At 70.5% G+C, this 25,159-nt stretch carries 25 protein-coding genes; 12 read left to right on the forward strand and 13 right to left on the reverse strand.

What is annotated here, in order from left to right; translation table 11 throughout:
- Positions 1-58: 58 nt before the first annotated feature.
- From BA062_RS15885 to BA062_RS15905, 5 genes are read right to left on the reverse strand one after another with little or no spacing between them, the layout of a single operon-like run.
- Positions 59-556, reverse strand: a complete 498-nt coding sequence (locus BA062_RS15885; protein WP_110336996.1) for a nuclear transport factor 2 family protein — start codon at positions 554-556, stop codon at positions 59-61.
- Positions 553-1,938, reverse strand: coding sequence for an MFS transporter (locus BA062_RS15890; protein WP_110336998.1), 1,386 nt, complete (start codon positions 1,936-1,938; stop codon positions 553-555). Before BA062_RS15890 ends, BA062_RS15885 begins: the two co-directional genes overlap by 4 nt.
- A 54-nt stretch (positions 1,939-1,992) precedes the next feature.
- Positions 1,993-3,618 carry an AMP-binding protein gene (locus tag BA062_RS15895; RefSeq protein ID WP_110337000.1) on the reverse strand — a complete coding sequence of 542 codons (1,626 nt, stop codon included), beginning with the start codon at positions 3,616-3,618 and terminating at the stop codon, positions 1,993-1,995.
- Positions 3,618-4,439, reverse strand: a complete 822-nt coding sequence (locus tag BA062_RS15900; protein ID WP_110337002.1) for an alpha/beta fold hydrolase — start codon at positions 4,437-4,439, stop codon at positions 3,618-3,620. The genes BA062_RS15895 and BA062_RS15900 overlap by 1 nt, the downstream gene beginning before the upstream one ends.
- Positions 4,436-5,272 (reverse strand): FAS1-like dehydratase domain-containing protein, encoded by an 837-nt coding sequence (locus tag BA062_RS15905; protein WP_168213985.1) that lies wholly within the window; start codon positions 5,270-5,272, stop codon positions 4,436-4,438. Before BA062_RS15905 ends, BA062_RS15900 begins: the two co-directional genes overlap by 4 nt.
- Positions 5,273-5,360: 88 nt before the next feature.
- Here BA062_RS15905 and BA062_RS15910 point away from each other — a divergent pair, with 88 nt between their 5' ends.
- A complete protein-coding gene (locus BA062_RS15910; protein WP_110337006.1) occupies positions 5,361-5,981 on the forward strand; it encodes a TetR-type transcription factor C-terminal domain-containing protein in 621 nt (206 codons plus the stop codon).
- 247 nt (positions 5,982-6,228) lie between these two features.
- Here BA062_RS15910 and BA062_RS15915 read toward each other — a convergent pair whose 3' ends face one another.
- The 8 genes from BA062_RS15915 to BA062_RS15950 all read right to left on the reverse strand — a co-directional run bounded on the left by BA062_RS15915 (position 6,229) and on the right by BA062_RS15950 (position 14,780).
- Entirely contained in the window at positions 6,229-7,038 is an 810-nt protein-coding gene (locus tag BA062_RS15915) for an alpha/beta fold hydrolase (protein ID WP_110337008.1), read from the reverse strand.
- Positions 7,039-7,170: 132 nt separating this feature from the next.
- Positions 7,171-8,562, reverse strand: a complete 1,392-nt coding sequence (locus BA062_RS15920; RefSeq protein WP_110337010.1) for an FAD-binding oxidoreductase — start codon at positions 8,560-8,562, stop codon at positions 7,171-7,173.
- An 85-nt stretch (positions 8,563-8,647) separates the two neighbouring features.
- Positions 8,648-10,258 carry a LuxR family transcriptional regulator gene (locus BA062_RS15925; protein ID WP_146240042.1) on the reverse strand — a complete coding sequence of 537 codons (1,611 nt, stop codon included), beginning with the start codon at positions 10,256-10,258 and terminating at the stop codon, positions 8,648-8,650.
- Positions 10,259-10,570: 312 nt separating this feature from the next.
- Positions 10,571-11,125: a YceI family protein gene (locus BA062_RS15930; protein WP_110337014.1), complete on the reverse strand. Its 555-nt coding sequence runs from the start codon at positions 11,123-11,125 to the stop codon at positions 10,571-10,573.
- 159 nt (positions 11,126-11,284) lie between these two features.
- Positions 11,285-12,091: an MBL fold metallo-hydrolase gene (locus tag BA062_RS15935; protein WP_110337016.1), complete on the reverse strand. Its 807-nt coding sequence runs from the start codon at positions 12,089-12,091 to the stop codon at positions 11,285-11,287.
- Between the two features lie 324 nt (positions 12,092-12,415).
- Positions 12,416-13,144 carry a DUF899 family protein gene (locus tag BA062_RS15940; RefSeq protein WP_110337018.1) on the reverse strand — a complete coding sequence of 243 codons (729 nt, stop codon included), beginning with the start codon at positions 13,142-13,144 and terminating at the stop codon, positions 12,416-12,418.
- An 83-nt stretch (positions 13,145-13,227) separates the two neighbouring features.
- A complete protein-coding gene (locus tag BA062_RS15945; RefSeq protein ID WP_110337020.1) occupies positions 13,228-14,448 on the reverse strand; it encodes an RNA polymerase sigma factor in 1,221 nt (406 codons plus the stop codon).
- A complete protein-coding gene (locus BA062_RS15950; RefSeq protein ID WP_110337022.1) occupies positions 14,445-14,780 on the reverse strand; it encodes a YciI family protein in 336 nt (111 codons plus the stop codon). Before BA062_RS15950 ends, BA062_RS15945 begins: the two co-directional genes overlap by 4 nt.
- 73 nt (positions 14,781-14,853) lie before the next feature.
- Here BA062_RS15950 and BA062_RS15955 point away from each other — a divergent pair, with 73 nt between their 5' ends.
- From BA062_RS15955 to pqqE, 11 genes are all read left to right on the forward strand, one after another.
- The gene (locus BA062_RS15955; RefSeq protein ID WP_110337024.1) at positions 14,854-15,381 is read left to right on the forward strand and encodes a GNAT family N-acetyltransferase; all 528 of its coding nucleotides are present in this window, start codon (positions 14,854-14,856) and stop codon (positions 15,379-15,381) included.
- Positions 15,382-15,459: 78 nt separating this feature from the next.
- On the forward strand, positions 15,460-16,047 hold the full coding sequence (locus tag BA062_RS15960) for a Chromate resistance protein ChrB (protein WP_245959836.1): 588 nt from the start codon (positions 15,460-15,462) through the stop codon (positions 16,045-16,047).
- Positions 16,044-16,493: a YkvA family protein gene (locus BA062_RS15965; RefSeq protein ID WP_110337028.1), complete on the forward strand. Its 450-nt coding sequence runs from the start codon at positions 16,044-16,046 to the stop codon at positions 16,491-16,493. The genes BA062_RS15960 and BA062_RS15965 overlap by 4 nt, the downstream gene beginning before the upstream one ends.
- 123 nt (positions 16,494-16,616) lie before the next feature.
- A complete protein-coding gene (locus tag BA062_RS15970) occupies positions 16,617-18,011 on the forward strand; it encodes a DNA-binding protein (protein WP_168213986.1) in 1,395 nt (464 codons plus the stop codon).
- Positions 18,012-18,089: 78 nt separating this feature from the next.
- Positions 18,090-20,267, forward strand: a complete 2,178-nt coding sequence (katG, locus tag BA062_RS15975; protein WP_245959851.1) for a catalase/peroxidase HPI — start codon at positions 18,090-18,092, stop codon at positions 20,265-20,267.
- Positions 20,268-20,600: 333 nt separating this feature from the next.
- Positions 20,601-21,062, forward strand: a complete 462-nt coding sequence (locus BA062_RS15980; RefSeq protein ID WP_110337032.1) for an MSMEG_3727 family PQQ-associated protein — start codon at positions 20,601-20,603, stop codon at positions 21,060-21,062.
- A 15-nt stretch (positions 21,063-21,077) separates the two neighbouring features.
- Positions 21,078-22,778 carry a PQQ-dependent dehydrogenase, methanol/ethanol family gene (locus BA062_RS15985; protein WP_110337034.1) on the forward strand — a complete coding sequence of 567 codons (1,701 nt, stop codon included), beginning with the start codon at positions 21,078-21,080 and terminating at the stop codon, positions 22,776-22,778.
- Between the two features lie 49 nt (positions 22,779-22,827).
- Complete coding sequence (pqqA, locus tag BA062_RS15990; RefSeq protein ID WP_110337036.1) at positions 22,828-22,923, forward strand: pyrroloquinoline quinone precursor peptide PqqA; 96 nt, start codon at positions 22,828-22,830, stop codon at positions 22,921-22,923.
- A 92-nt stretch (positions 22,924-23,015) separates the two neighbouring features.
- The gene (pqqC, locus tag BA062_RS15995; protein ID WP_110337038.1) at positions 23,016-23,717 is read left to right on the forward strand and encodes a pyrroloquinoline-quinone synthase PqqC; all 702 of its coding nucleotides are present in this window, start codon (positions 23,016-23,018) and stop codon (positions 23,715-23,717) included.
- Positions 23,718-23,722: 5 nt separating this feature from the next.
- Positions 23,723-24,031 carry a pyrroloquinoline quinone biosynthesis peptide chaperone PqqD gene (gene pqqD / locus BA062_RS16000; RefSeq protein WP_110337423.1) on the forward strand — a complete coding sequence of 103 codons (309 nt, stop codon included), beginning with the start codon at positions 23,723-23,725 and terminating at the stop codon, positions 24,029-24,031.
- A complete protein-coding gene (gene pqqE / locus BA062_RS16005) occupies positions 24,024-25,121 on the forward strand; it encodes a pyrroloquinoline quinone biosynthesis protein PqqE (RefSeq protein ID WP_110337040.1) in 1,098 nt (365 codons plus the stop codon). The genes pqqD and pqqE overlap by 8 nt, the downstream gene beginning before the upstream one ends.
- Positions 25,122-25,159 lie beyond the last annotated feature (38 nt).

Raw genomic sequence — 25,159 nt, forward strand, 5'->3', positions numbered from 1 at the left:
CGCGGTTCGGACCTTCCTGAGGTCCTTGTCCGGTCCACACGCGACTCCCCGCGGACCGTCATCGCGGCGGGTACAGCTCGTCGGCGGCGGCCGTGGCGGGCTGCCAGGTGAACCGCCCCGCGTCCCAGCCGCGGTCCAGGTCTGCCCACCAGAAGAAGCGCACCCTGCGCTCCTCGAATCGCCAGCAGCCGTCGGCACCGCGGACCATCCGGTCGGTGTAGCGGCCTGCGGCCAGCTGGGCCTGGCCATCCACCACACACGGCTGGAGCAGCCAGGTCTGTCCCGTCGCGAGGTCACCGTCCAGCTCGAGCGTCTCGTTCGAGGAGAAGTGCCACCACGAGGTGAGCGCACCGTTCTGCAGCCCGGCGAAGAAGCTCCGGAGCTCCTCGTGGCCTCGCGCGGTGCCCAGGCCGACGAAGGCGCCGTCCGTCGTGAAGAGCCCGGCGAGCTCGTCCCAGCGTCCGTCGTCGAGGTACTGGCAGTACCTCGCCCGCAGCTGCTGCAGGGCGTGCAGGTCCTCCAGCCGCCGCACGCGGTCGCTCAGCGACTCGGTCACGACCGGCTCCCCTCAGGCGCGGAGACCTGGTACAGATCGCGCCGGAACTGCTCCTTGATCGTGCTCACCCCGAGGAACGTGACGGCCGCCATCGCCACGATGTACAGCGAGACCGACCACGAGCCGCCGGAGGCGGCGACCAGAGCGGTCGTGATCATCGGTGCCAGGCCACCCGCGAGCACCGAGGCGATCTGGAAACCGAGTGACGCTCCGGAGAGCCGCACGTCCGCGGGGAACATCTCGGCGTACATGGCGGTCTGGCAACCGAACATCGACGCGTGGATGGTGAACCCGACCACGAGCGCGAGCCCGAGTGCCAGCAGGTTGCCCGTGTCGATCAGCCAGAACATCGGGAAGGCGGCGACGGCCATCGCCGCGGCACCCGTGACGTAGATCCGCTTGCGGCCGAGCCGGTCCGACAGGGCCCCGAAGAACGGGATGGTGACCACCTGGGTCAGGCCGGCGACCATGACCACGAGCAGCATCGCCGTCCGGTCCAGGCCCAGCACGGTGGTGCCGTAGTCGAGGATGCCGGAGATGAAGATGTAGAACGTGCCGTTGACCACGAAGAAGGCCGCGATCGCCTGGAGGATCTGGCGCCAGTGGAGCCGGATCGCCTGCCCGACCGGAGCCTTGCGCACCCCCGCCTGCTGGGCGGCCTCGGCGGAGCGCTCCCTGAGCTCGTTGAACACCGGGCTTTCCTCGATCTTCAACTGGATGTAGATGCCGACGAAGACGAGCAGCAGGCCCGAGATGAACGGGATCCGCCAGCCCCAGGATTCGAACGGTCCCTCCGGCAGCAGCGCGGTCAGCAGCAGGAAGAATCCGTTGCCCAGCACGGCTCCCATGATGGTGCCCGTGTTGACGAGTGACCCGTAGAAGCCGCGTTTGTTCACCGGTGCGTGTTCCACGAGCAGCATCGCGGCACCACCCCACTGGGCACCGACCCCGAGCCCCTGGACGATCCGCGCGATGACGAGCAGGATCGGCGCCCAGATCCCGATCGCGGCGTAGGTCGGAAGGATTCCGACCGCGAACGTCGCGGCACCCATCAGGAGCATCGAGCCCACGAGCGGGACCTTGCGGCCGTAGCGGTCACCCACGTGTCCCGCGATGACGCCGCCCAGCGGGCGCGCGATGAACCCGACGGCGAGCGTCGCGAACGACGCGAGCGTGCCCTGGACACCGCCCAGGGTCGGGAAGAACAGGTCGCCGAACACGAGCGCCGCCGCCGTCGAGTAGACGAGGAAGTCGAACCATTCGAGCACTGTCGAGGCGATCGAGGCGAACGCCAGCCGCCTCATCTTGGACTCGCCGACCGACCGATCGACGGGAGGCGTCTCGGCTCCAGCGGGCGAGGACGCACCGTGGTTTGTGGACATGACAAGGGACCTCTCAGGAGAGTGACGGGGATTCGCTGTGGGGCACGACGCGGCTCAGGGAGCTGTCGTCTCCTCGAGAGCCAGCTCGCGGAGGGCTGCGGCCCGGATCTTCGTGCCGTTCGTGCCCGACGTGGTCGGCATTTCCTCGATGAACCTGATCCGCGCCGGTACCTTGAACTTGGCCAGTGTCCGCGCGCACCACTGCTTGAGCTCGTCCTCGCCCGGCCGGTCGGAGCCGTGGGGGACGACGAACGCCACCGCGATGGTGCCGCCACCGGGCCCCGGCACACCGACGACCTTCGTCATGGCCACCGCCGGGTGCGCGGCCAGCCGGAGCTCGATCTCGGCCGGGTCGACGAGAAAACCGCGCAGGCGCAGCACATCGCCGATCCGGCAGATGTACTGGACGGTGCCCGGCGCCACTTTCCGGCCGAGGTCGCCGCTGCGGAACCAGCCGTCGGCGGTGAACATGCGCTCGGCGACGGCGGGATCGCCGAGGTAGGCGTTGACCACGTTGGGGCCGCGGAACTGCAGCTCGCCGTCCCGGCCGTCCGGGAGCTCCTCGTGGGTGACCGGGTCGGCGACCCTGACCTCGATGGAGGGCATGACGACCTGCCCGCCGCCCGTCCAACGCTGTTCCGGCGGGTAGCCGTCCGGCCAGAACGCCGTGAGGGCGAACAGCTCCGAGGAGCCGTACACCCCGGCGACAGTCGTCCCGAACTCGCGTTCGGCCCACGCCGCGAGCTCGGCGGAACGGCCTTCGAAGTCGGCGATACCGATCCACTTCAGCGGCAGGCGAGGCCGCTCGGCCTCCCAGGCGGTGGCGATACGGCCGAGCAGGTCGTCGGCGCCGACGATGTGGGTCACCCCGTGCCGCACCAGGTCCCTGACGACGCCATCGGCGTCGAAGACCGGCTCCAGCAGCACGGCGGCGCCCGCGAAGACGGCCGCCATCGCGGAGCTGAACCCGAACACGCCGGAGAGCGGAAGGGCGCCCAGCATGACGTCTCCGGGCTGGAGGCCGATCTTCGCGCCGGCCGCGAGCACGTGCTCGGTGACGCCGGGCTCATCGTGTGCGGCGAGCTTGGACCTGCCCGTGGACCCCGAGGTCGTGAACGCGGCGGCGAGCCCGGGGGCCGGATGTGGCCTGAGCTCGCCGCGGTCGGCGGACCGGGGGCAGGCGGCCGCGCCCGCGCCCAGGTCGTACTCCGCCACCTGTCCGGGTTCGGCGGGCTGCGTCCCGGGAGCGGTGACCACGAGAACGGCGGGAGGTTCCGTTTCCGCGGCCCGGTGCGCCGCCTTCAGCGTGCGCAGCAGGTCGAGGTTCATGAAGTCGTGGGCGACCAGAACGGCCCGTGGCCGCGCCATGCGCAGGACGTGGGCGACCTCGTCCACGTTGTACCGCGTGTTGATGCCGATGACATGCGCGCCGACGGACAGCGCGGCGAGCTGCACCGCCACCGCCTCCGACCAGTTGGGCAGCCACACTCCGACGCAGTCGCCCTCGCCGACCCCGCATGCGCGGAGATCCTCGGCCAGGCCACCGGCCAGCTCGCCGAGCCGGCGCCTGGTGACGGGCCTCGCCGGCGCGCGGCCGGCCTGGCCGTCGTACAGGACGACGGCCTCCGGATCGGCCGCGACGAGATCGCCGAAGACCTCGAGTAGGCGTGGTGTGGTCATCACAGCTCCCGCTTCATCATGTCGCGCAACCAACCGTCGAGCACGTCCGCGAAGTCGCTCATCTCCTCCATCGGGTAGTGCCCGTATCCCTCGAGGAACACGTACCTGCCGTCGGCGACGCGCCGGGCTGACTCCGCCACCGACACGGGATCGACCCACAGGTCGTCCTCACCCGCGACGAACGTGATCGGGCACTGGATATCGCCGAGCAGCCGCCGGACGTCGTGGGTGCCCCAGCCGATCAGGTCGCTGTTGGACACCAGCGGATCCTCGCGGCAGTGCATGCGCGCGATCAGCTCCGCCCTGTCCCGGTCGACGTTGCGCCCCACCACCGCCCTGGTGCCGAGGTGGGTCCGGTCGGTCCGCGCCGCGGCGGCGCTGTCCTCGAGCTCACGTTCCAGCGCGTGGAGCTTGACCCGTCCTGGCCCGGACTCCGCGCACATCGAGACGGCCGCGCTGAACCGCGTGCCGTACCGGGCGGCGAGGTCCTGAACGATCTTGCCGCCGATGGAGCAGCCGACGGCGACCGGCCGGGTGACGTCCAGGCGGGCCAGCACCTCGACGAGCCAGTCGGCGTAGTGGCCGAGGTCCCGGACGGCCCCCGAGGGCGCGGGCTCCGAATGTCCGTGCCCCGGAAGGTCGGGCACGAGCGCCCGGTAACCCAGGCGCGCCAGCGCACGCACCGCGTGCCGCCACTGGACGCCGCTCTGGCCAGCGGTGTGGATCAGCAGGAGCGTGGTGCCGTTCGAGATGTCCGGCTCGACGTCCTGCACGAAGCCGGTCCGGCCCTCGATGCCGAGATGGTGGGCGGTGATCTTCATGCGGTCACCCCGGCCGGGTCCCTCCGGCCGGCCGCGGCCAGGTCGCGGGCGACGTCGACGAGGATCTCCAGCGCCTTGGTGAGGCGGAGATACTCGTACGGATCTCCGGCCGACTGGAACTCACCCGACATGAGCCGGGCGCCGAACCGGCTCTCCGGCGCGGTGAGCAGCTCGGCCCACGTCCTGTCCTCGGCGCCGAAGGTGAACGTGGCACCGTGCGGCGCCCTGCGGGTGACGTCGATGATCCTGCCGCGGTAGACGCGCAGGTGGACCTCGTGCTCGCCGCCTCGCAGGCCGATGGTGCCGTCCCACGACGCCACGGCGGAGGCGAACGGCTCGCACTCCCCCAGCGCGGCGGCGAGGGCTCGCCCCCACGCGACGGTGCCGACGTCCCCGGCGGTGGACCGAGGCCGGTCGCCCGCCGCCCTGACCAGCGCGGTGGCGGAGCCGGACTGGACGACGGCGCCGTCGCCGTTGCGGAGCTCGTTGTACCGCGTCAGCAGCCCCTTGTCACCACTGGAGGTGTCCCGCAGCCGGACGATCATGACGTCGAGCAGGAGTTCGTCACCGACCAGGATCGGCTGGTGGTAGGTCCAGCTCTCCGCGACCGCGGCCACGATCGAGTCGTCCACCAGGCCCAGCTTCCGCCACAGCCCGCCTGCCACGGCCGCACCGAACGCACCCTGCAGGATCGGTTCGCCCGCGGGGGCCTGCCCGGTGTGAAGGGGGTGGTCGTCTCCGCCGAGCCGGGTGAACTGCTCCAGGTCCTCCGCGGTCACCCGCCGTGGTCCGGCGGTGAACCGCTGCCCCACCTCGAAGTCTTCGAAGTACACCACATCTCCGTTCGGCTATGAACGATCGTTCGTACTCAGATCTTCACGCGGGAGCGGGCAGGAAGTCAAGGGCGCATATCCTCACAGCATGACCTCCCACGTTGCCGAGAACGGAGCAGGCCGGACCGCCAAGCGCCCGAACGAGGCGGCGATCTTCTCCGCGGCCCTGGACGCCTTCAGCACCAACGGCTTCAACGGCGCGTCCATGCGGGAGATCGCCACGCGCGCGGGTACCAGCCTGTCGAACCTCTACAACTACGTCCCCGCGAAGGCGGACCTGCTGGCACACGTGCTCAAGCGCGCGAACGACGACCTGCTGGCCGCGTTGCGTGCAGCTCTGGAGACCGCGGGCGACCCGGCGTCGGATCGCCTGCGGGCCGTGGTGAGCGCCTACGTGCTGTGGAGCGCACGGCAGCAGACGGCCGGAGTCGTGGCGATCAGCGAGTTCCGCTACCTGGAGGGCTCGCTGCGCGAGGCCGTGGTCGAAGCAAGAGACCGGACGCAGCAGCTCTTCACCGACATCGTGGAGTCGGGTGTGGCCTCCGGCGAGTTCCACACGCCGTACCCCCACGAGGCCGCGCGCAACATCGTCCTGCTGTGCGCCGCGCTGGCCAACTGGTACCACGCCGACGGCCGCCGCACGCCGGAACAGATCGCCGACGAGCAGGCCCACCTCGCGTTGGCGATGGTGCAGTCGCCGCTGGAGTGAGCCACTGCGTCGCCGGTTGCCGCACAGGCCGCGCGCAGTGCGGAGGCGGTTGTCCGTCACGGCATCGCCGTCCATCGGGAGGATGCCCGGGCTCCATGCCGGCGGAGCAGGCACTCGGTAGGCCCTGCACACAGTGCTTTCTTCGGGTCAACGCGGTCGAGTGGGTTGTCGAGGGACACGGACAACCCACTCACTCGCTACCTGCGCGTATTCGTGGACGGCTCCCGCGCGCGAACGGCGGTCCGGCTCAGCTTCCCGGCCCGACATTCCGCCAGAAGGCATCGACACGGGAGTTCCATTCCTCTGGTACCTCCTGGAAGGGCTGGTGGGACTCCTGCTCCAGGACCTCGAACACTGCGTTGGGAATCAGGTCGGCCACCGCCCGGCAGAGCTGCGGGCGCGCGGTCGGGTCGAGGCCACCGGCCAGGACGAGCGTCGGCGCGGCGATCTGCGGCAGCCGGTCCGTCGTGTCGTGATCGATGAAGGCATCGAGGAACCGCCGCAGATCCTCCGTCGACTGCTTGTGGGGAAAGGCGAGTACCTCCTCGATGAACTTCTCGACGGTTCCGTTGTTGTGAGCGCGCGCGGTGTAGATGTCGAGAAAGAAGTTCTCGAGAAACGCGCGCTCGCTCGGAGCGGCTTCCACGAGCCAGTGCACGAACCGCGCCCACGAGCGAAGGTACGCGTCCATCACCGGCCACGTGCTCTGCAGGACGAGGCTGCGCACGAGCTCGCCGTGGCGAAGCGCCAGCTCCTGGGCGATGATGCTGCCCCCCGAGAAACCCGCTACATGCGCCGAGGCGACCCCGGTGGCCCGCAGGACATCGGCCGCGTCATCCGCCATCACCTCCACCGACACAGGTCCGTCGGGCATCGCCGTCCGGCCCGCTCCCCGGTTGTCGAAAGCGATCAGGTGGTAGCGGTCCGCCAGCCCATCGAGCTGGAACTGCCACGACTCGACCGTATCGCCCAGGCCGCCGATGAGGAGGACGTCAGGCCCCCGGCCCACCTCCTCGGTCCAGATCTCGAGTTCCCCGGCGCGAACATGCTGCCCCATGGTTACACTCCCTTTCTTTCCGCAACCCTTAGAACAAGCACCGCGTGGTTGTCCGCATTCATCAATCGATCCTTTCCTTCGTTCCCGCCGGTCGCGGTCCGCGCCGGCATGGGCTCAGGGTGATTCCATGGCTCAGCACGCTGGCGTCGCGTCGATGGTCTGGTGGGTCCGGAAGACGTGGTGCGGGTCCCACCGGGCTTTCACGGCGGCCAGGCGGTCGGCGGACGTGCCGAACGCCCTGCGCATGCGGTCACGTCCCTCGTCGCCGAGGAAGTTCGGGTAGGTGGCGCCGGTCGACCAGGGCCGTAGGTCGGCGCGGCACGCGCGGGCGAGCGTGCGGTAACGCTCGTCGTCGGAGGGATTTTCCCACAGCAGCAACGGGTGGACGATGAAGCGCGCGTCGCGGCCGACGAGCGGCGAATGTTCCGCGCCGACGCGGCTGACCGCGCCACCCCAGGCCACGATGAACAGTTGTGACGGGCCGGCGGGCAGTTGCCTCGCGTGCCGAACCAGCACGTCGATCGCCTCGTCGGGCAGATCGACGACGTTCTCGGCGGTCCAGTAGTTGCGGTAGCCAGCCGGGTCGTCGACCGAGCATTGAAGATCGGCGTAGCCGGTGAAGCCGAAGAAGTCGGCGTCGGGGCCGAGCGCCCTGATGGGGGTCAGGGCACGCTCGCCGGCGCCGACGGCACCAGCCCACATGCCGACGATCGCGACCGCCGGGCGACCGCGCAGGTGTGCCGGCACCTCGTCGTCCTCGGGCGCGGTGACGAAGGCGCAGGCGAGTGAAAGCTCGTCGGGAGCGCCGTTCATCACGTCCCGGAAGGTGCGCAGCACCTCGCGCCCCCGGCCCGCGCCGAACAGGGCCACGCCACCGAAGATTTCGGGCCCGACCGGATGCAGTGCGAACTCCAATGCCGTGACAACGCCGAAGTTGCCACCTCCCCCGCGCAATGCCCACAACAGCTCAGGGTTCTCGTCGATGGACGCGCGGACGATCCGGCCGTCCCCGGTGACCAGTTCGGCGGCGACCAGGTTGTCGCACGCGAGGCCATGCTTGCGCTCGAGCCAGCCGGAGCCACCGCCGAGCGTCAACCCGGCCACCCCGGTCGTCGACACGCGCCCGCCGGTCGTCGCCAGACCGTGGACCTGCGTGGCGCGATCCACGGCGGCCCAGATGGCGCCGCCGCCGATACGCGCGAGACGCCGACGCGGGTCGACCTCGATGTCGGCGATACCGCGCACATCGAGCACCAGGCCGTCGTCGCACAACGACAGACCGGCGACGGAGTGCCCGCCCGCGCGCACAGCGATCGGCAGGTCATGGTGTCGAGCGAAGGCCAGCGCTGCCACCACGTCCTCCACGACGACGCACTCCGCCACGAGCCGCGGCCGCCGTTCGACCATCGTGTTGAACAAGGTGCAGGTGTCCTCGTAGAACGGGTCGCCGGGCTCGTGCACCCCGCCGTCGAGGCGAAACCGGAGCTCGTCGACGTCCGCTGTGAAGCTGGTTGCTTTCGTCATGGGACCAGCGTCGCCGGGGATGCGGCCCCGCGACTTCACCCGGATCGGCCACTCCGCGAGATGGCCGGAACGGGCCAGCGGCGGCTCAGAGCAGGCCGTCGCGCGTGGCCGATGCCACCGCCGCCGCCCGGGAGGGCACTCCCAGTTTCGTCCGGATGTTCGCGATGTGGCGGTGCACGGTGTGCGTACTGAGGAACAGTCTCTGGGCGATCCGGGCGTCGTTGTGCCCCTGCGCGACGAGCCGCAGGATGTCGATCTCGCGCGGGCTGAGCTCGCCGCTCTTCGCCGTACGCCGCAGCCCGCTCGCCCCGAGCAAGGCGAGCGTGTCGCGAGCGGCCGCGGCCTCCGCCTCGGCCCGCTCCGGACGGCCGAGGGCAGCCAGCGCCTCGGCTTGGACGACCCGGGCCTGTGCCGCTTCGTAAGGCGCCGAGCAGGCGGTGAACAGGTCGGCCGCGTCCTCGCCTGCTCGCCGAGCGCCATCGTGGTCACGGGCCGCCAGCAGGACGTGCGCCCGGACCAACCGGCCGCGTCCGCGCATGTACGGCGTCGCGAGCCGAGCGGCCTGTCGCTCCACCTGGTCGGTCGCCGCGGCCGCACCGTCATTGTCGCCCGCAGCGGCCTTTGCCCGCGCAAGGAGTTCGAGTGCGGGCAGCCGGTCGAGGACGCTCGCATCGCCCAGCCGCCGCAGGACGCGATCGGCCGCGTCCGCGGCCGCCGTCGCATCGCCACCGGCCAGCTCCAGATCACCCAGCGCGAGGATGGCCTGCGGCAGCGGAAGCGCCGCTTCGAACAACGCTCGCGCCTCGGCGAGATCGCCCTGCCGCGCACGCAGCCTTCCGAGCCGGACCGCGGTCGGCGCCGCCAGCGCGGGCCGCGTCGTGCGGAGATCCTCCATCGCGTCGAGCAGCTCCTGCTCGGCCGAGCGCCAATCGCCGCCGGTCGCGAGCACCTCACCGTAGGCGGTACGGCAGACACCAAAGAAATGCCGGGCCCGCCACGTCGCCGACCACTTGTGCATGGCGCGGCACCACTGCGCGGCGCGTCCGAAATCGCCGACCCCGGCGCACGCGGACACCGTGTGGCACAACGCCCAGCCCGGGGCCGCGGTCTCGGAGAAATCCTCGCCGACGGCCAGCGCCGCCGACTCGTCGAGCAGGCCCAAGCCCTCTTCGATCGACCCGGAAGCGATCAGCGCGCTGCCGAGGACCGCCAGCGCGACCACCTCGACACCGGCATCCGCGATGTCCCGTGCGAGATCGAGCGCCTCACTCGCGAGCCGCCGGGCGGTCGCCAAGTCGCCCTGTGCCAGGAACGCGATGTCCGCCTCGAGCACGGTGAGAAAGCCCCATTCGGCGCACGGCCCGTGATCGCGCAGGAGCGCTCTCCCGCGCCGCAACCACGCGGAGGCGAGCGCCTCGTCGCCGCAGAAGTCGAGGTGGTCCGACGCCAGCCACGTCGCCATCCGCGCCGCGCCGCACGCGTCGCCTCCCTCCCGGTACACGCGGTAGGCGCGCTCGCGCGCGGAGAACGTGGCTTCCTGGTCGCCAAGCCACCAGGCCGCCCGGCTGAACCCCTCCCAGGCCTCGGCCGCGCCCCCTGCGGCAGCCGCCTCCTCGAACAGCGCCCTCGCCTCGGACCAGGCCGCGCGCCCCAGCGCCGCCCGACCCGCGGTCAGCAGATCCGCCTGCCCTGTCACCGTGGCATCCATCCGTCATTCCCGCATCGACCAGGACACGAGCCGAGCCCGTCTCGCCGAGCATGACGCAGACCTCTCCCCGCAGCTTACGACCCGGAACCGTTGCGAAACCACGTGCGATACCGTCCAATGTAGACATTATGCGACGGATGCGACGTAGCCGGGCCCGTCGCAAACGCCGAAGGTGACCTGGTGGCCGGCCTGGCGCGCCTGGGCTCGACTACCCCCGCCCTACGGGAGCTCGGCGGCCTGGGCGACCACAGCGGCCCGAACCGGCAGCGCCCCATCCGCCGTCGCGAACTGACGAAATGGCTAGGCCGGCATGAGTTCCAGGTCGAACTCGATCGCGACCTCGTCGGCCAGCTTCAGCGCACCGAGGAACGCCGAGTAGGGCTTGACACCCCACTGCGTCTGGACCACGCTCGCCCGACCCCGTACCCGGCCTTCGTCACCGATCGTCGCCGCCACGGTGATCGGATGCGTCTGGTCCATGATGGTCAGCTCTCCGTCCACGGTGAGCGATTCCGCATCGCGCGCGACCCGCGTCGAACGGAAAGTGATCGTCGGATACCGGTCGGTGTGCAGGATCTTCGTCTGGATGTTTTTCTCGATCTCGGCGCGGTCCGAGTCGGTCAACGGTTTGATCCCGCCGCTTCCGGATTCCGCCCGCAGCGAATCGACGACGACGTCGACCGAGACCGAGGTCAACCGCGGGTCTGCCGTGTTCACGGACACGCCGGCAACCCAATCCGTCGCCTCGATGACGAGATCGTGCCCTGCGCGCGCCCCCAAGCCCGTGCGACTCGTCTTCACCAGCAGCCGGCCCGACTGCCGGTCCGCCCGATACAGGCCATCCTGGACGAACATGCCACAAGGCTAGGACGTGCGCGTCAGGACGCAAGAGGCCGCAGTTCATCGATCACCGTCGGGGTAAGCACGTCGCCCGAAGCAAGGGGACAAGGGGCGCCCGTTGGCCTGCCTCACGGTCCCGGCCCGCGGCCACGCTGTGCTCACCTGCGTCGCCAGTCATGCGCCGGCCGGTTCGAAACCGGCCAGCATCTCCTGGAGCGCGAGCTGGTCCGGTCCGACCCAGGGGTCGGCCTGCGGGGCCCGTGCGATCGTGTCGAGCAGGTCGGAGGAGCGCCCGACGGCGGGAGGCAGATGGGTGCTGAGGACCGCGTGCGGATCCAGGTCGCGCAGCGGGCGCAGGGTCGCGAGGAAGCGGTCGGGGTCGACGTTGTGCACCCACGGGCTGTCCACGGCCGCCCAGAGTAGCTGGCCCGCGTGCAGCGCGTCCGGCGCGACGTCTCCGATCTCGGCGCAGGCCGCGACTTCGGTCGTGGGCAGCGGCGCGCCGAAGCAGTCGGAACTGAAGCAGATCCCTGATCGGTCCTCGTAGAAGCCCACTGTCGCCGGGCTGTCGAAAAGCGGCGGTCGAAACCCGGTGAGCATCCGGTCGCCCACGTCCAGGGACTGGCCAGGGTTGAGCAGGTAGACGCGATCGAGCGGAACCGGGCGTTCCGTGGACATGATGCCGACTGCGAGATAGGTCGTCACCAGGCGCGCGTTCGGCGCGGCCTCGAGAAGTTCGAACAACCCCCCAGTGTGGTCACGATCGGGGTGGGTGAGCCAGATCCATCTGACGTCGGCAGGGTCGATCACCGTGCCGAGGTCGTTCAGGAAGTCCCGGTCGGGCAGGCCGAGCCCCGTGTCGACCACCACCGGTTCGCGCGCGTGGAGAACGAAGGAGTTGACGGCGAGGAAGCCGATGCCAGGCACCTCGAGTTGGTCACCGAGCACGGTGACCGCCGAACCGATGCGGTGAATGTTCATGTCCTGCTCCCGGTGATGAGCGTGCCAGTCCAGTGTGAGCGCGGTAGGCGCGGGGGCCCACCGCGCTCGGGCAGGCACCTTTGAAGTAGTCGCCCGGAAAGCTCCTGCTTCGGTGAATGCCTGACGCCGGGCTCGAGGCCGTGCAGTGGGGTTCACGTGCATGTCGACCTGGCCGGGGTTGGTCTACGTTCGCGGCACAGCATCATCGCCGCCACCCCGTGAGGTGCCGTGGCCACCCCGTCGTCGTGGTGGGGAAAGGCCCGAGGTTGCCCCCGAGGCCCTCCCCCACCACGGCTCACTCCTCCGGTGCCTCGACGCGGCGGTTCAGCGGGAGCCTCCGCCGCAGCATCCGGTACCCGGCCGGGACCACTGGGCCGTGGGGCGTCCGGCGACACGCAGCAGGTGGTTGTCGGCGTCGTCGGGTTTCGGCCAGCCCTCCGGAGAGTCCTCCCAGTCCTCCTGCCGCCCGTACGCGGTCCGGTCCAGCAGGCCGTACGTCTGGCCCATCACCTCGACGCCGCGCCCGGTTGTCCAGTAGGTCTCGAACACCCGGTCATCGCGCCGCAGGTAGCACGCCAGCATGAACGGGCCACGTCCGGCCATGAGCACGTCGAGCGACTTCTCGGCGGAGTACCAGGGCATGTCCCAGCCCATGAAGTCGCGGTAGGCGACGCTCTCCTCGTAGGGGCCCTGGCAGAACGTCGCGTACGTGATGTCCCTGGCGTGCAGGTAGGACAGCTCGCGAACCTGTCCGTTGTAGAACGTGCAGCCCTCACACTGGGCTTCGGCAGGCCGCCCGGTGTGCCACATGTGGTAGTAGGCGATGAGCTGCCTGCGGCCCTCGAACGTGTCCAGCAACGTGACAGGGCCGCCTGGGCCGATCAGGGTGGTGGTGGCGTCGACCTCCACCATCGGCAGCCGCCTGCGGGCCGCCGCGATCGCGTCACCCTCGCGCGTGTGTGCCTTCTCCCTGATCCGCAGCGCGTCCAGCTCGGCCTGGTAGCCGGCGCGGTCGGTCACCCGGGGCGCGGGCGAGGTCTTGTCGGTGTGCACGGGTCTTTCCCTTCGTCTCCGGTGGACTACTCGCTCCACCGACGAGGGCCGCCCGGCCGGATCGACACCGCCGGAGAAAAAGTTCAGATTTCCTGGAGCCGGCCGGTCAGGTAGCGGCGTTCGGCCTCACTCGGGGCCAGCTTCACGGCCTCCTCGTACGCCGCCCTGGCCTCCTCGGCACGGCCGTGCCTGCGCAGCAGGTCGGCCCGCGTCGCGGGCAGCAGGTAGTACCCGTCCAGCCGGCCGGACGCCGCGAGGTCGTCCACCAGCGCCAGGCCCGCCGCGACACCGTCGGCCATGGCCACGGCCACCGCACGGTTGAGGTCCACGACCGGGGACGGGGCCAGCCGGGCCAGCTCGCCGTACAGGGTCGCGATCTGCGGCCAGTCCGTCGCCGCCGCGTCCGGCGCGGTGGCGTGGCAGGCGGCGATCGCGGCCTGCACCTGGTAGGGCCCGGCACGCCGCATCGCCAGCGCGTGGTCGAGAACCGTCACACCCTCGGCGATCAGTTCCCGATCCCACCGGGACCGGTCCTGGTTCTCCAGCGTGACCAGCACACCGGCCTCGGTGCGCGTCGCGCGCCGGGCCTCGTGCAGCAGCATCAGGGCCAGGAGGCCGCGCGGCTCCGGCTCCCGCGGCAGCAACCGGACCAGGAGCCTGGTCAGGTGGATGGCCTCGGCCGTCAACCCCCGCCCCGAGCTGTCCTCGCCGTACCCCTCGTTGAAGATCAGATAGAGCACCGCCAGCACGGCGGACAGCCGCCCCGGGAGGTCCTCGACGGGCGGCACCCGGTACGGGATACCGGCCTCCTGGATCTTGCGTTTCGCGCGGACCAGGCGTTGCGCCATCGTGGACTCGCCGGTCAGGAACGCCCTCGCGATCTCGGCCGTGCTCAGCCCGGCCAGCGTGCGCAGGGTGAGCGCGACCCTCGCCGGGAACGGCAGCGCCGGATGACAGCAGGTGAAGATCAACCGCAGCCGCTCGTCCGGGATCTCCTCCACCGACGGCTCGTCCTGATCACGGGCCAGCACCGCGAGCTGCCGCAGCTTGGCCACGCCCGCGGTGTCACGGCGTAGCCGGTCCAGCGCGCGGTTGCGGGCCGCCGTGGTCAGCCACGCGCCCGGGCGGCGCGGGACGCCGTCGCGCGGCCAGGACACCAGCGCGGCGGCCAACGCGTCCTGCGTGCAGTCCTCGGCCAGGTCCCAGTCGCCGGTCAGCCCGATCAGGGTCGCCATCACCTGGCCCCACTCGTCCCGGAACGCCTCCGCGACCGCGGCCCTGGCCCGCTCGCCCGGCCCGGTCATTCCCAGACGGGGCGGATCTCCACGCCACCCCAGCGCGCGTAGGGGTGTCCGGCGGCGACCTCGATCGCCTCGTCCAGGTTCGCGCATTCGATGATCACGAAACCGCCGACGACGTCCTTGGTCTCCGCGAACGGCCCGTCCGAGACCAGCGTCTCGCCGTCGCGAACCCGCACGGTCGTCGCGTCGACGACCGGACGCAACCGCGCCCCGACGAGCTCGGCGCCACGCCGAGCCAGGTCCGCGGCCCACGCCTGGTGCACCGGGTCCGCGGCGAGCTCCTCGTTGCTCGGCGAGACCGTCTCGTCATCGCAGATCAGCAGTACGTATTTCACACCGGCGATCCTGCCAAGGAAGGCTGTGGGGCGAAACCCGCGCACCGGCCCCTCGCATGGAAGCATCGGCGGCATGGTCGAGCTCCGGGACGCGGCGCGGGCCGACGCGCACGCCATCGCCACCGTGCTGGTGCGGTCCTGGCGCGCCGCCTACCGGGGGCTGCTGCCCGACGACGCCCTGGCCAGCCTGTCCGTCCCCGACCGGGAACGGTTCTGGGCGGACGTCCTCACCACCCGTCCACCGCACACCCGCGCGGTCGTCGCAACGCTCGCGGACGTCGTCGTCGGCTTCGCCGCGACCGGCCCGCCGCTCGTACCCGCCGACCGCGCGGACCCCACGCTCGGCGACCTCTACGCGCTCTACCTCGACCCCGGCGTCTGGCGCCGCGGCATCGGCACTCTGCTCCACACCGCGGCACTCGACGGGCTCCGCTCCCGCGGTTTCACCCACGCCGGCCTGTGGGTGCTCGACACGAACGAACGCGCCCTGTGCTTCTACCACCACCACGGCTGGACCGACACCGGACGCTCCCGGCTCGACAAGGGACCCGGCGGCACCGAACTGCACGAACGACGGCTCCACCACGACTTGAGCGACTGAGCAGCCCAGAGGTCTTGGTCCATTGTGGACAACCATCCAGTGCGCCTGCCGCGAATGTTACGGGTGTAACATGACGACGTGACCAGTGATACCGGCATGGAGTGGCTGCTGGTCAGCGTGTCCACCGCGGGCGCCGCCGGCACGCTACGCGTACGGGTGTGGCGCACGCTGCGCTCGCTCGGCGCGCTCTACCTGCAGCAATCGGTTTGCCTGCTGCCCGCTCACGACGACGTGGCGCGGCAGGTCCGGCGCCTGGCCGACCGGGTCCGCCACCAGGGCGGCACCGCCCGCGTCGTGCGGATGCGCTTCACCGAGCCCGCCGAGGAACAGGCCGTGATCGCCGAGCTGAACGCCGCCCGCGACGCCGAGTACGCCGAGGTCCTGGAGCGCCTGCCCGCGCTGCGGCAGGAACTCGCACAGGAACGCGCTCGCGGGCGGGCGACGTACGCCGAGGTCGAGGAGTCCGAGGCCGACCTGGCGCGTTTCCGCGCCTGGCTGACCAAGATCGCCGCCAGGGACTACTTCGAAGCGCCCGGCGGCCAGGCCGCCCGGGACGCGGTGGACGAGGCCGCCGCCGACCTCGCCGCGTTCGAGCAGGCGGCCTTGCAGGCCGAGGCGCCGGACCCCGGCTCGCGGCGCGGGTTGCGGGCGGTGGCGGACTCGTGACCGGCTCGTTCTGGTGGGACCTCGCGATCAGCATCGTCGCCGCCCTCGTGCTGGCGTGGCTGGCGCTGGGAACCACGCTGCTGATCCTGCGTCCCCGCGGAGGCCTGTTGCGGGAGGCCGTGCGGGTACTGCCCGACGTGCTGCGCCTGGTGCGCAGGCTGGCCGCGGACAGGACCCTTCCTCGCGGCGTCCGGATCCGGCTCGGGCTGCTGCTGGCCTACCTCGCCATCCCCATCGATCTGGTCCCCGACTTCATTCCCGTCCTCGGCTACGCCGACGACGCCATCATCGTCACCGCCGTCCTCCGCTCGATGGTCCGCCGCGCCGGCCTCGACCCGATCCGCGCGCACTGGCCCGGCACCGACGACGGCTTCGCCGCGCTGATCCGGCTCCTTGGCCTGAACACACAGCAGCACCGGCAACGGCCTGGGCCGAAGGGGCTGTAGCGCCGCCGCGACTTCGGCCTACAGTGGGAGTGCCGGTCTGTGGCACAGCCCGGAACCAGTGACAGAGCAGGACGACGCGCACGCCGTCGGGCGTTGGGGATGGACCAAGGACGGTTCTCCACCATGAGGCAGGTACATCGGCTTGGGCCCACGCAGGCGAACCCGGGCAGCGGCCCTGTGCTCGCGGCATGGGAACGGTTCGTGCAGGGCGAGGACCAGGTTCCGGCCGTCCGGCCCCTGGTGGCGATCTCGTGGCATCGCTGCCGGGACCAGTACCGGGTCGACCCCCACCTCACGGAGGCTCCGGTGGCCGTCGCGGAGCCCGACCATCCGCCCGAGCACGACGTCGTCTTCGCTGAGCTGGGTTTTCGCGCGGCGTCCGTGGCACACGAACTGGGCAGCCTCGGTGGCGTCGTCACCGTCACCGACGCGACCGGACGGATCCTGGCCGAGTGGGGCGACCAGGCCACGCTCGCCAGAGCCACCGACTCCAATCTCGCGCCCTGGTTCTGCTGGTCCGAATGCGCGGCAGGCACCAACGGCATGGGCACGGCACTCGAGGCGCACGGCCCGGTGTCGATCAGAGGCGCCGAGCACTGGTGTCAGGCGTTCCACAACTGGGTCTGCGCCGGCGTCGCGGTGCGTGACGTGGTGACCAGGGAACCGATCGCGGTGCTGAACATCTCCTGCTGGCGCAGCCAGCTCCCCGCCGCCGCGGGAAGCTGGCTGGCGAACGCGGCCACCCTGACCCAGGGCACGCTGAAGAAGCACGCCAGGGACAGCGGCGCGGAGCTGGTCTCGGCGTTCACCCAGGCCAGGGCCCGCACCACCGCGGCGCTCGCCGCGCTGGACACCGCGGGCAAGGTGGTGATCGCCGACGACACGGCCAGCGTGCTCATGGGCGTCCCGGCCTCCACCCCAGCGGTCGACCCGACGCTGCGCTGGAACCCCGGGCTGCCGGAACTGGTCGAGGCCGTCAGGTACGCCGTCCGGCAGGCAGCCCGCAATCCCGACTGGGTCGGCTCGACGCGGATCTTCCCCCACCTCGCCGACGAACCGGCCTCGATCAGCATCCGGCCCGTCTTCAGCTCCGGGCGCCTGATCGGGAACCTGGTCTCGTTCGGCGCCTCCGAGGGGGCACGGTTGCCGGAGAGTCCCCCGTCCGCACACCCGCGTGCGCGGCCGCGCCGGCTGGTCGCGACGCGTGACAACCGCATGGTGCTGCTCCGGTTACCGGAGGTCGCCTTCGCCGAGTCGGAGGGAAACGACGTGTTGCTCTCCACCGACCAGGGGCGATTGAGAGCGGCCTCGCCGGGGCTGGACAAGCTCGACGGTGAGCTGGCGGACGCCGGCTTTCTGCGGGTGCACCGCCGGTACGTGGTCAACCTCAGCCGCATCCGCGAGATCGAGCGCGGGCTCAAGGGCGAGTTGTCCCTGGTCATGGACGACCGGAGGAACACGATGGTGCCGGTGTCCCGGCGCAACGCGCCGGCTGTGCGTCGCGCGCTGGAAATCTGAGTCCCCCAGCACAGTTTCTGTTTTCCGGAAAGGTTTCCCGTGTCTGAGATCAATGGTGGGAACGCGGCCGGCCTCGGCCTGTCCGTCCCGGCGGGTCACCGCGGTCGCCCGGTCAGCGGCGCGAGCAGCAGCGACTGGTGGCCGCACCGGCTCGACCTGACGGTCCTGCGGAAGAATCCCGCTTCGGCCGACCCGATGGGCGAGGATTTCGACTACGCCGCCGAGTTCCGGACGCTCGACCTCGACGCACTCGCGCGGGATGTCGACGCCGTGCTGACGACCTCGCAGGAGTGGTGGCCCGCCGACTTCGGCCACTACGGGCCGCTCGTGATCCGGATGGTGTGGCACAGCGCAGGGACGTACCGCATCGAGGACGGCCGCGGGGGTGCGGTCGCCGGGCTGCAGCGCTTCGCCCCGCTGAACAGCTGGCCGGACAATCGCAACCTGGACAAGGCCCGCCGGCTGCTCTGGCCGGTGAAGAAGAAGTACGGCCGCAGGATTTCCTGGGCCGACCTGATGATCTTCGCGGGCAACCGTGCGCTGGAGACGATGGGTTTCAAGACCTTCGGCTTCGCCGGAGGCAGGGCCGACGTGTGGGAACCCGGCGAGGACGTCTACTGGGGCCCCGAACGCGCCTGGCTCGGGGACGAACGCCACGGCGGTGTCCGCGAGCTGGAGAGTCCTCTCGCCGCCGCCCAGATGGGCCTCATCTACGTCAACCCGGAGGGCCCGAACACCGTCCCGGACCCGCTCACCGCGGCGCGGGACATCCGCGAGACGTTCCGGCGCATGGGAATGAACGACGAGGAGACCGTCGCGCTCATCGCGGGAGGCCACACGTTCGGCAAGACCCACGGCGCGGCCGACCCGGAACGCCACCTCGGCCCCGAACCCGAGGGCGCGCCGATCGAGGAGCAGGGCCTTGGCTGGAAGAGCAGCTACCGCAGCGGAAAGGGACCCGACACCATCTCCAGCGGGCTCGAGGGTACGTGGACACCCACGCCGACGAGGTGGGACAACAGCTTCTTCGAAACCCTCTTCGGCTACGAGTGGGACCTGGAGCTGAGCCCCGCCGGTCTGTGGCAGTGGATCCCGAGAGACGGCGGCGGGGCCGGCACCGTACCGGACGCCCACGACCCGGCGAAGACACACGCGCCGACGATTCTGACGACGGACCTCGCGCTGCGGTTCGACCCGGTGTACGAGGCGATCTCGCGGCGCTTCCTGGAGAACCCCGACCGGCTGGCGGACGCGTTCGCCCGGGTCTGGTTCAAGCTGACCCACCTCGACCTGGGACCGATCCAGCGCTACCTCGGCCCGCTGGTCCCGGACGAGCGGCTGCTCTGGCAGGACCCGATCCCCGCTGTCGACCACGAGCTGGTGGACGACACCGACGTCGCCGCCCTCAAGAGCACGATCCTCGAATCGGGCCTGCCGGTCGCCGAGCTGGTGTCCACGGCGTGGGCGTCGGCCTCGACGTTCCGCGTCAGCGACCGGCGCGGCGGGGCCAACGGCGCGCGCATCCGCCTCGAACCGCAACGTCACTGGGAGGTCAACGACCCGGACACACTGGCACGGGTGCTGCGCGCACTGGAGCGGATCCAGGAGTCCTTCAACAAGGCCCAGACCGGGGGCAAGAAGGTCTCGCTGGCCGATCTCATCGTGCTCGGCGGGTGCGCCGCCGTCGAGCAGGCCGCCGCGGCCGCGGGCCACGACGTCGAGGTTCCCTTCACCCCGGGACGGATGGACGCGTCGCAGGAGTGGACCGACGTGGAGTCCTTCGCGGCGCTCGAACCGGAGGCCGACGGGTTCCGCAACTACCGGCGACCGAGCGGCCGGCTGCCGGCGGAGCACCAGCTGGTCGACCGGGCGAACCTGCTGGCCCTGACCGCGCCCGAGCTGACAGTGCTGGTGGGCGGCCTGCGCGTGCTGGGTGCGAACTCCGGACGGTCCCCCCTCGGCGTGCTCACCTCGGCCTCGGGGACGCTGACCAACGACTTCTTCGTGAACCTGCTCGACCCGGGCATCGAGTGGTCGCCGGTGTCCGAGGACGCGGAGACGTTCGAGGGCCGCGTCCGGCACAACGGTGAGGTCAAGTGGACCGGCAGCCGCGTCGACCTCGTGTTCGGCTCGAACTCCGAACTACGGGCGCTCTCCGAGGTCTATGCGAGCGACGACGCCCCCCAGAAGTTCGTGCACGACTTCGTGGCCGCGTGGAACAAGGTCATGAACCTCGACCGGTACGACCTCGCCTGAACCCCTTGCAGTGGCGGGAAACCGGGAACGAACGGTACCCGGTGACGGACGAACGGCATGGCCCTCCCGACTTGACGCGCGCCCTTGTCGGTGCGATTCACCCGGCGTAGAGTTCTGTTTGATTGGTGATTTTGCAATTTAAGAACAAGTCCACGCAATTTGTTTCGATGTGATGGTTCTGATGCAATCACAATCAGGTTCGCGCCTTCACGCGTGCTTCTGCCGGCAGCACCGGCGAATCCGGGGATTCGGTCAGCCGAGCCATTGCCATGTCGCATCGCGTGCTTCTCGCGCCAAGCAGATACAGGATTCCGGATGAGGAGGTGAGGCCCGATGACGACCGCGCAGGAACGAGCCGGCCTGCTGGACGAGCTCGGGTTGGACGCGCAGAACAAGGCGGCATTGGGTCAGGTGCTGGGGACCGGGACCATCGGGCAGGCCACGGAGAGATCCGATGGCCGAATGGAGGCGACAGTCCGGATCCGGCCCGACGAGATCAGCTGGGACCCCTCGATTCTGGTCATGCCCCACGGCGGCGACCTCGAGCTCGAACTCATCAACGACGACCTGAACACCCACTGTGCGCTCCTGCCGAGCAACGGCGACAGGAAGTTCATCTGGTTGGTGAACCATTCGCGCGGAAAGGCGCACCTCAACCTCGACGGACCGGGCTACTACTGGTTCAGCTCACCCACGGGCAACGACGAAGGCCGGGGACTGACCGGCGCCATCGTGGTGCTGGGAGACGTTCCGCCGGAGGCTCGCCTCGACCGTCCCAACCAGCCGCGGCCCTAGATTGGAGGACGCACGATGACCGTCGAATATGTGGACGCGGGCGAAGCCATCGATCAGGGAAACCTGAGCGGCAAGGTCCCAGGGGGCGACGTCGCACCACCGGTCGTGCGCGACGTCGGCTACGAGCGCATCTTGAATGCCCGGTCGGAGCCCCAGAACTGGCTCACGTACTACGGCGCCTACAACGGACAGCGGTACAGCCCGCTCGACCAGATCAACACGGAGAACGTCAACCGGATCGGCCCCGCCTGGGTGTTCCAGGCCGGCACGACCGGCATCATCGCGGGCGCGTCGACCTACTCGTTCGAGGCCGCCCCGATCGTCGTCGACGGCATCATGTTCCTCGCCGGGTGGGACGGCTGGGTCTGGGCCCTCGACGCGAAGACCGGTGTCGAGATCTGGCGGTACAAGCACGCCGTCCCGTTCGACGTGTCGCTGTGCTGCGGGAACGTGAACCGCGGGGTCGCCGTCGCCGCGGGGAAGGTTTTCGTCGTCACGGCGAACGCCCACGTGCTCGCGCTCGATGCCACCACCGGCAAACGGGTCTGGGACAGGACCTACGGTGACGTGCGGGCCGGGGAGAGCGCCACGGTCGCGCCGTTGATCGTGAAGGACAAGGTCGTCGTCGGCAGCTCCGGCGGCGAGTTCGGGGTGCGCGGCCACCTGGACGCGTTCGACCTCGAGAGCGGTGAGCACCAGTGGCGTTGCTACATGGTCCCGAAGCCGGGAGAGCCCGGCTCCGACACCTGGCCCTCCGACGGTGAGGCCTGGGCACGGGGCGGCGCGAACTGCTGGATCACCGCCACCTTCGACCAGGAAACCAACCTGCTGTACGTGGGCACCGGCAACCCGGCGCCAGACTTCGACGGTGCAGTCCGCGAGGGCGATAACCTCTACACCGACAGCATCGTCGCCGTCGACGCCGACGCAGGCCAGATCCGCTGGCACTACCAGTGCACCCCGCACGACGTGTGGGACTACGACAGCATCGGCGAATGCATCCTGTTCGAGTCGGACGGGCGCAAGCTGCTCGGGCACTTCGACAAGAACGGCTACCTCTTCGTCGTCGACCGCACGAACGGCGAGCTGGTCCAGATCACTCCCTTCGTGGACCGCATCACGTGGGGCGCGATCACGAGGGACGGCCAGGTGACGGCCAAGGTCTACCCCGACGAGGAGGGGGTGCCGGTCCACTTCTACCCCGGGCCCGCCGGTGCCAAGGAATGGACGCATGCCGCGTACAGCCCCAAGACCGGGCTCTTCTACGTGCCGGTCCAGGACGTCGGGGCCACCGCCACCCGGCGGCGCCGGGAGTTCAAGGAGAGCATCCCCTACTGGGGCGCCGGTGTTCAGGTGGACATCGAGGACATGACCGGGAGCATCAGCGCGTTCGACGCGAACGGCGACGAAAGGTGGCGCTGGCGCAACGAGCTCCCGATGTGCGCCTCGGTGCTGGCCACCGGCGGCGACCTGGTGTTCGCCGGTGAACCCACCGGCGAGTTCAACGCGCTGGACGCCCGGACCGGGGAGCTGCTGTGGCAGTTCCAGTGCGGGAGCGGCCACCACAGCAACCCCACGACCTACATGGTCGACGGCAGGCAGTACATCGCCGTGCCGGTCGGCTGGGGCGCCTGGTCCGAGGGGTTCCTTCCCGGCATGCTCGGCGCGGGCCACGGAAGCGCGTTGATCACGTTCGCCCTGCCGGAGACGTCGTAGTGCCGGGAGACCCCCTGCCGGAGTCGTCTGGCGGAGAGGAGGTGGATCCATGGAGTCTGAGCTCGTCGTGTGGGAGACGCCCGAGTTCGATGAGATCGGAGTCGCGCCCGAAGTGACCATGTACGTCGCTCAGCTGGAGGACTAACGGGACGTGGGGCGGCGCCGGATCCGTGATCCGGCGCCCCCTCTCGATGGCTTGGAGGCGGGCATGGACCGCATCGACGCCGAGGTGCGACCGTGACGACGACCGGGACCACGAGAACCGACGCCGGCGGTTTCGTCGCGACGTTGCGGGCCCACTCGCGCCGCTACCACGACCAGCACCCGTTCCACGTCCGGATGAACACCGGCGAGCTGAGCCGCGCGCAGCTGCAGGGGTGGGTGGCCAATCGCTTCTACTACCAGGAGAACATCCCCCGCAAGGACGCGGCGATCCTCTCCAACTGCCCCGACGTCGAGGTCCGCCGGCGCTGGATCCGGCGGATCGTCGACCACGACGGCACCACGGGCGGCGAGGGCGGCATCGAGGCATGGCTGCGGCTCGCCGAGTCCGCCGGCCTGACGCGCGAGGAGGTCCTGGACCACCGGCACCTGGTCCCCGGGGTGCGGTTCGCGGTCGACGCCTACGTGAACTTCGCCCGGACCCGCCCGTGGATCGAGGCGGTGGCCTCCTCGCTCACCGAGTTGTTCGCTCCCGACCTGATGGCACAGCGGCTGGCCGCGTTCGAGCGGTGGTACTCCTGGATCGACCCGGAGGGCCTCACGTACTTCCGCGCCCGCCTCGAGCAGGCTCCCCGGGACTGCGAACACGCCCTCGACGTGGTCACCGCGCACTGCCTGTCAGCCGAGTCCCAGGCGCGCGCCGTCGACGCGCTGTCGTTCAAGTGCGACGTCCTGTGGAGCCTGATGGACGCCATCGAACAGGCCTACCCGGAGTGATCGCCATGTACCCCGGCACAACCGGAACCCGGCCCGCCACCGAGTTGTCCACTTCGGACCGGCCACGGCTGGCGCGCCATGTCCGGCTGAGCTTCTGCCGAACCAGGCAGCGTCCGATCCTGCAACTGCCCGAGACGGTGGTGGTGCTGAACCGCAGCGGCGCGGACATCCTCGAACTGTGCGACGGGCGGCACACCGTGGCCGAGATCGTGGCCGGGCTGGGCGCGCGCTATCAGACCGTCCCCGGCGACGAGGTGCGCCGGTTCCTGACCCGGCTCGTCGCCCGACACTGGGTGGAGCTCGCCGATGGATAGCCCCTTCGGGTTGCTCGCCGAGCTCACCTACCGTTGCCCGCTGGCCTGCGCGTACTGCTCCAACCCGCTGAACCTTGCCGACTACTCCGCCGAGCTGACCACCGACGAGTGGCGGCGGGTGCTGGCCGAGGCGAGCGAGCTGGGGGTGCTCCAGTGCCACCTGTCCGGCGGGGAACCGTTGCTGCGGCGCGACCTCGCGGAGATCGTGGCCGAGGCACACGACCTGGGCCTCTACACCAACCTGGTGACCAGCGCCGTCGGGCTCTCGCGGCCGAGGGCCGCGCAGCTGCGGGACGCCGGTCTGGACCACGTGCAGATCAGCATCCAGGCCGACGAGCCGGCCGTGTCCGACCGGATCGCCGGGACCCCGTCCTGGAACCGCAAGGTGGAGGCCATGCGCGTGGTCAAGGAACTGGGCTGGCCGCTCACCGTCAACGTGGTGCTGCACCGGAACAACATCGACCGCGTCGCGGGCGTCCTCGGGTTGGCCGAGGAGGTGGGCGCCGACCGGGTGGAGCTGGCCAACACCCAGTACTACGGCTGGGCTTGGCGCAACCGGGACGCGCTGCTGCCGAGCCGGGCCCAGCTTGAGGCGGCCGAGCACGTCGTACGGGCCGCCCGCGAACGATTGCGGGACCGCATGGACGTCATCTACGTCCTCCCCGACTACTACAGCCGCTACCCGAAGCCGTGCATGGGCGGCTGGGCTTCCCGGCAGCTGACCGTGACCCCGAACGGCGACGTCCTTCCCTGCCCGGCCGCGCAGTCCCTGCCGTTGCCGCGGGCCAGCGTGCGAGAGGACAGCATGGAGCGGATCTGGGCCGAGTCCCCGGTGATGACCGCGTTCCGCGGGACCGACTGGATGCCGGATCCCTGCCGCGGCTGTGCCCGGCGGGAGCTGGACTTCGGCGGGTGCCGCTGCCAGGCGTTCCAGCTCACCGGCGACGCCGCCCGCACCGACCCGGTCTGCCACCTGTCGCCCGACCACGACCTCGTCGCCCGAGCCGTCGAGGCCGCCAACGCCGACACGCGGGCCGAGGGTCTTCCGCTGGTCCCCCGCCCGCACCGGGCGGGGCTTGGCCGCGTCTGACAATCCCCATTGCCGGCAGACGATTGTCAGACACGACC

This window comes from Prauserella flavalba (genome assembly GCF_003202235.1).
In the GTDB taxonomy this organism is placed as follows: domain Bacteria; phylum Actinomycetota; class Actinomycetes; order Mycobacteriales; family Pseudonocardiaceae; genus Prauserella_A; species Prauserella_A flavalba.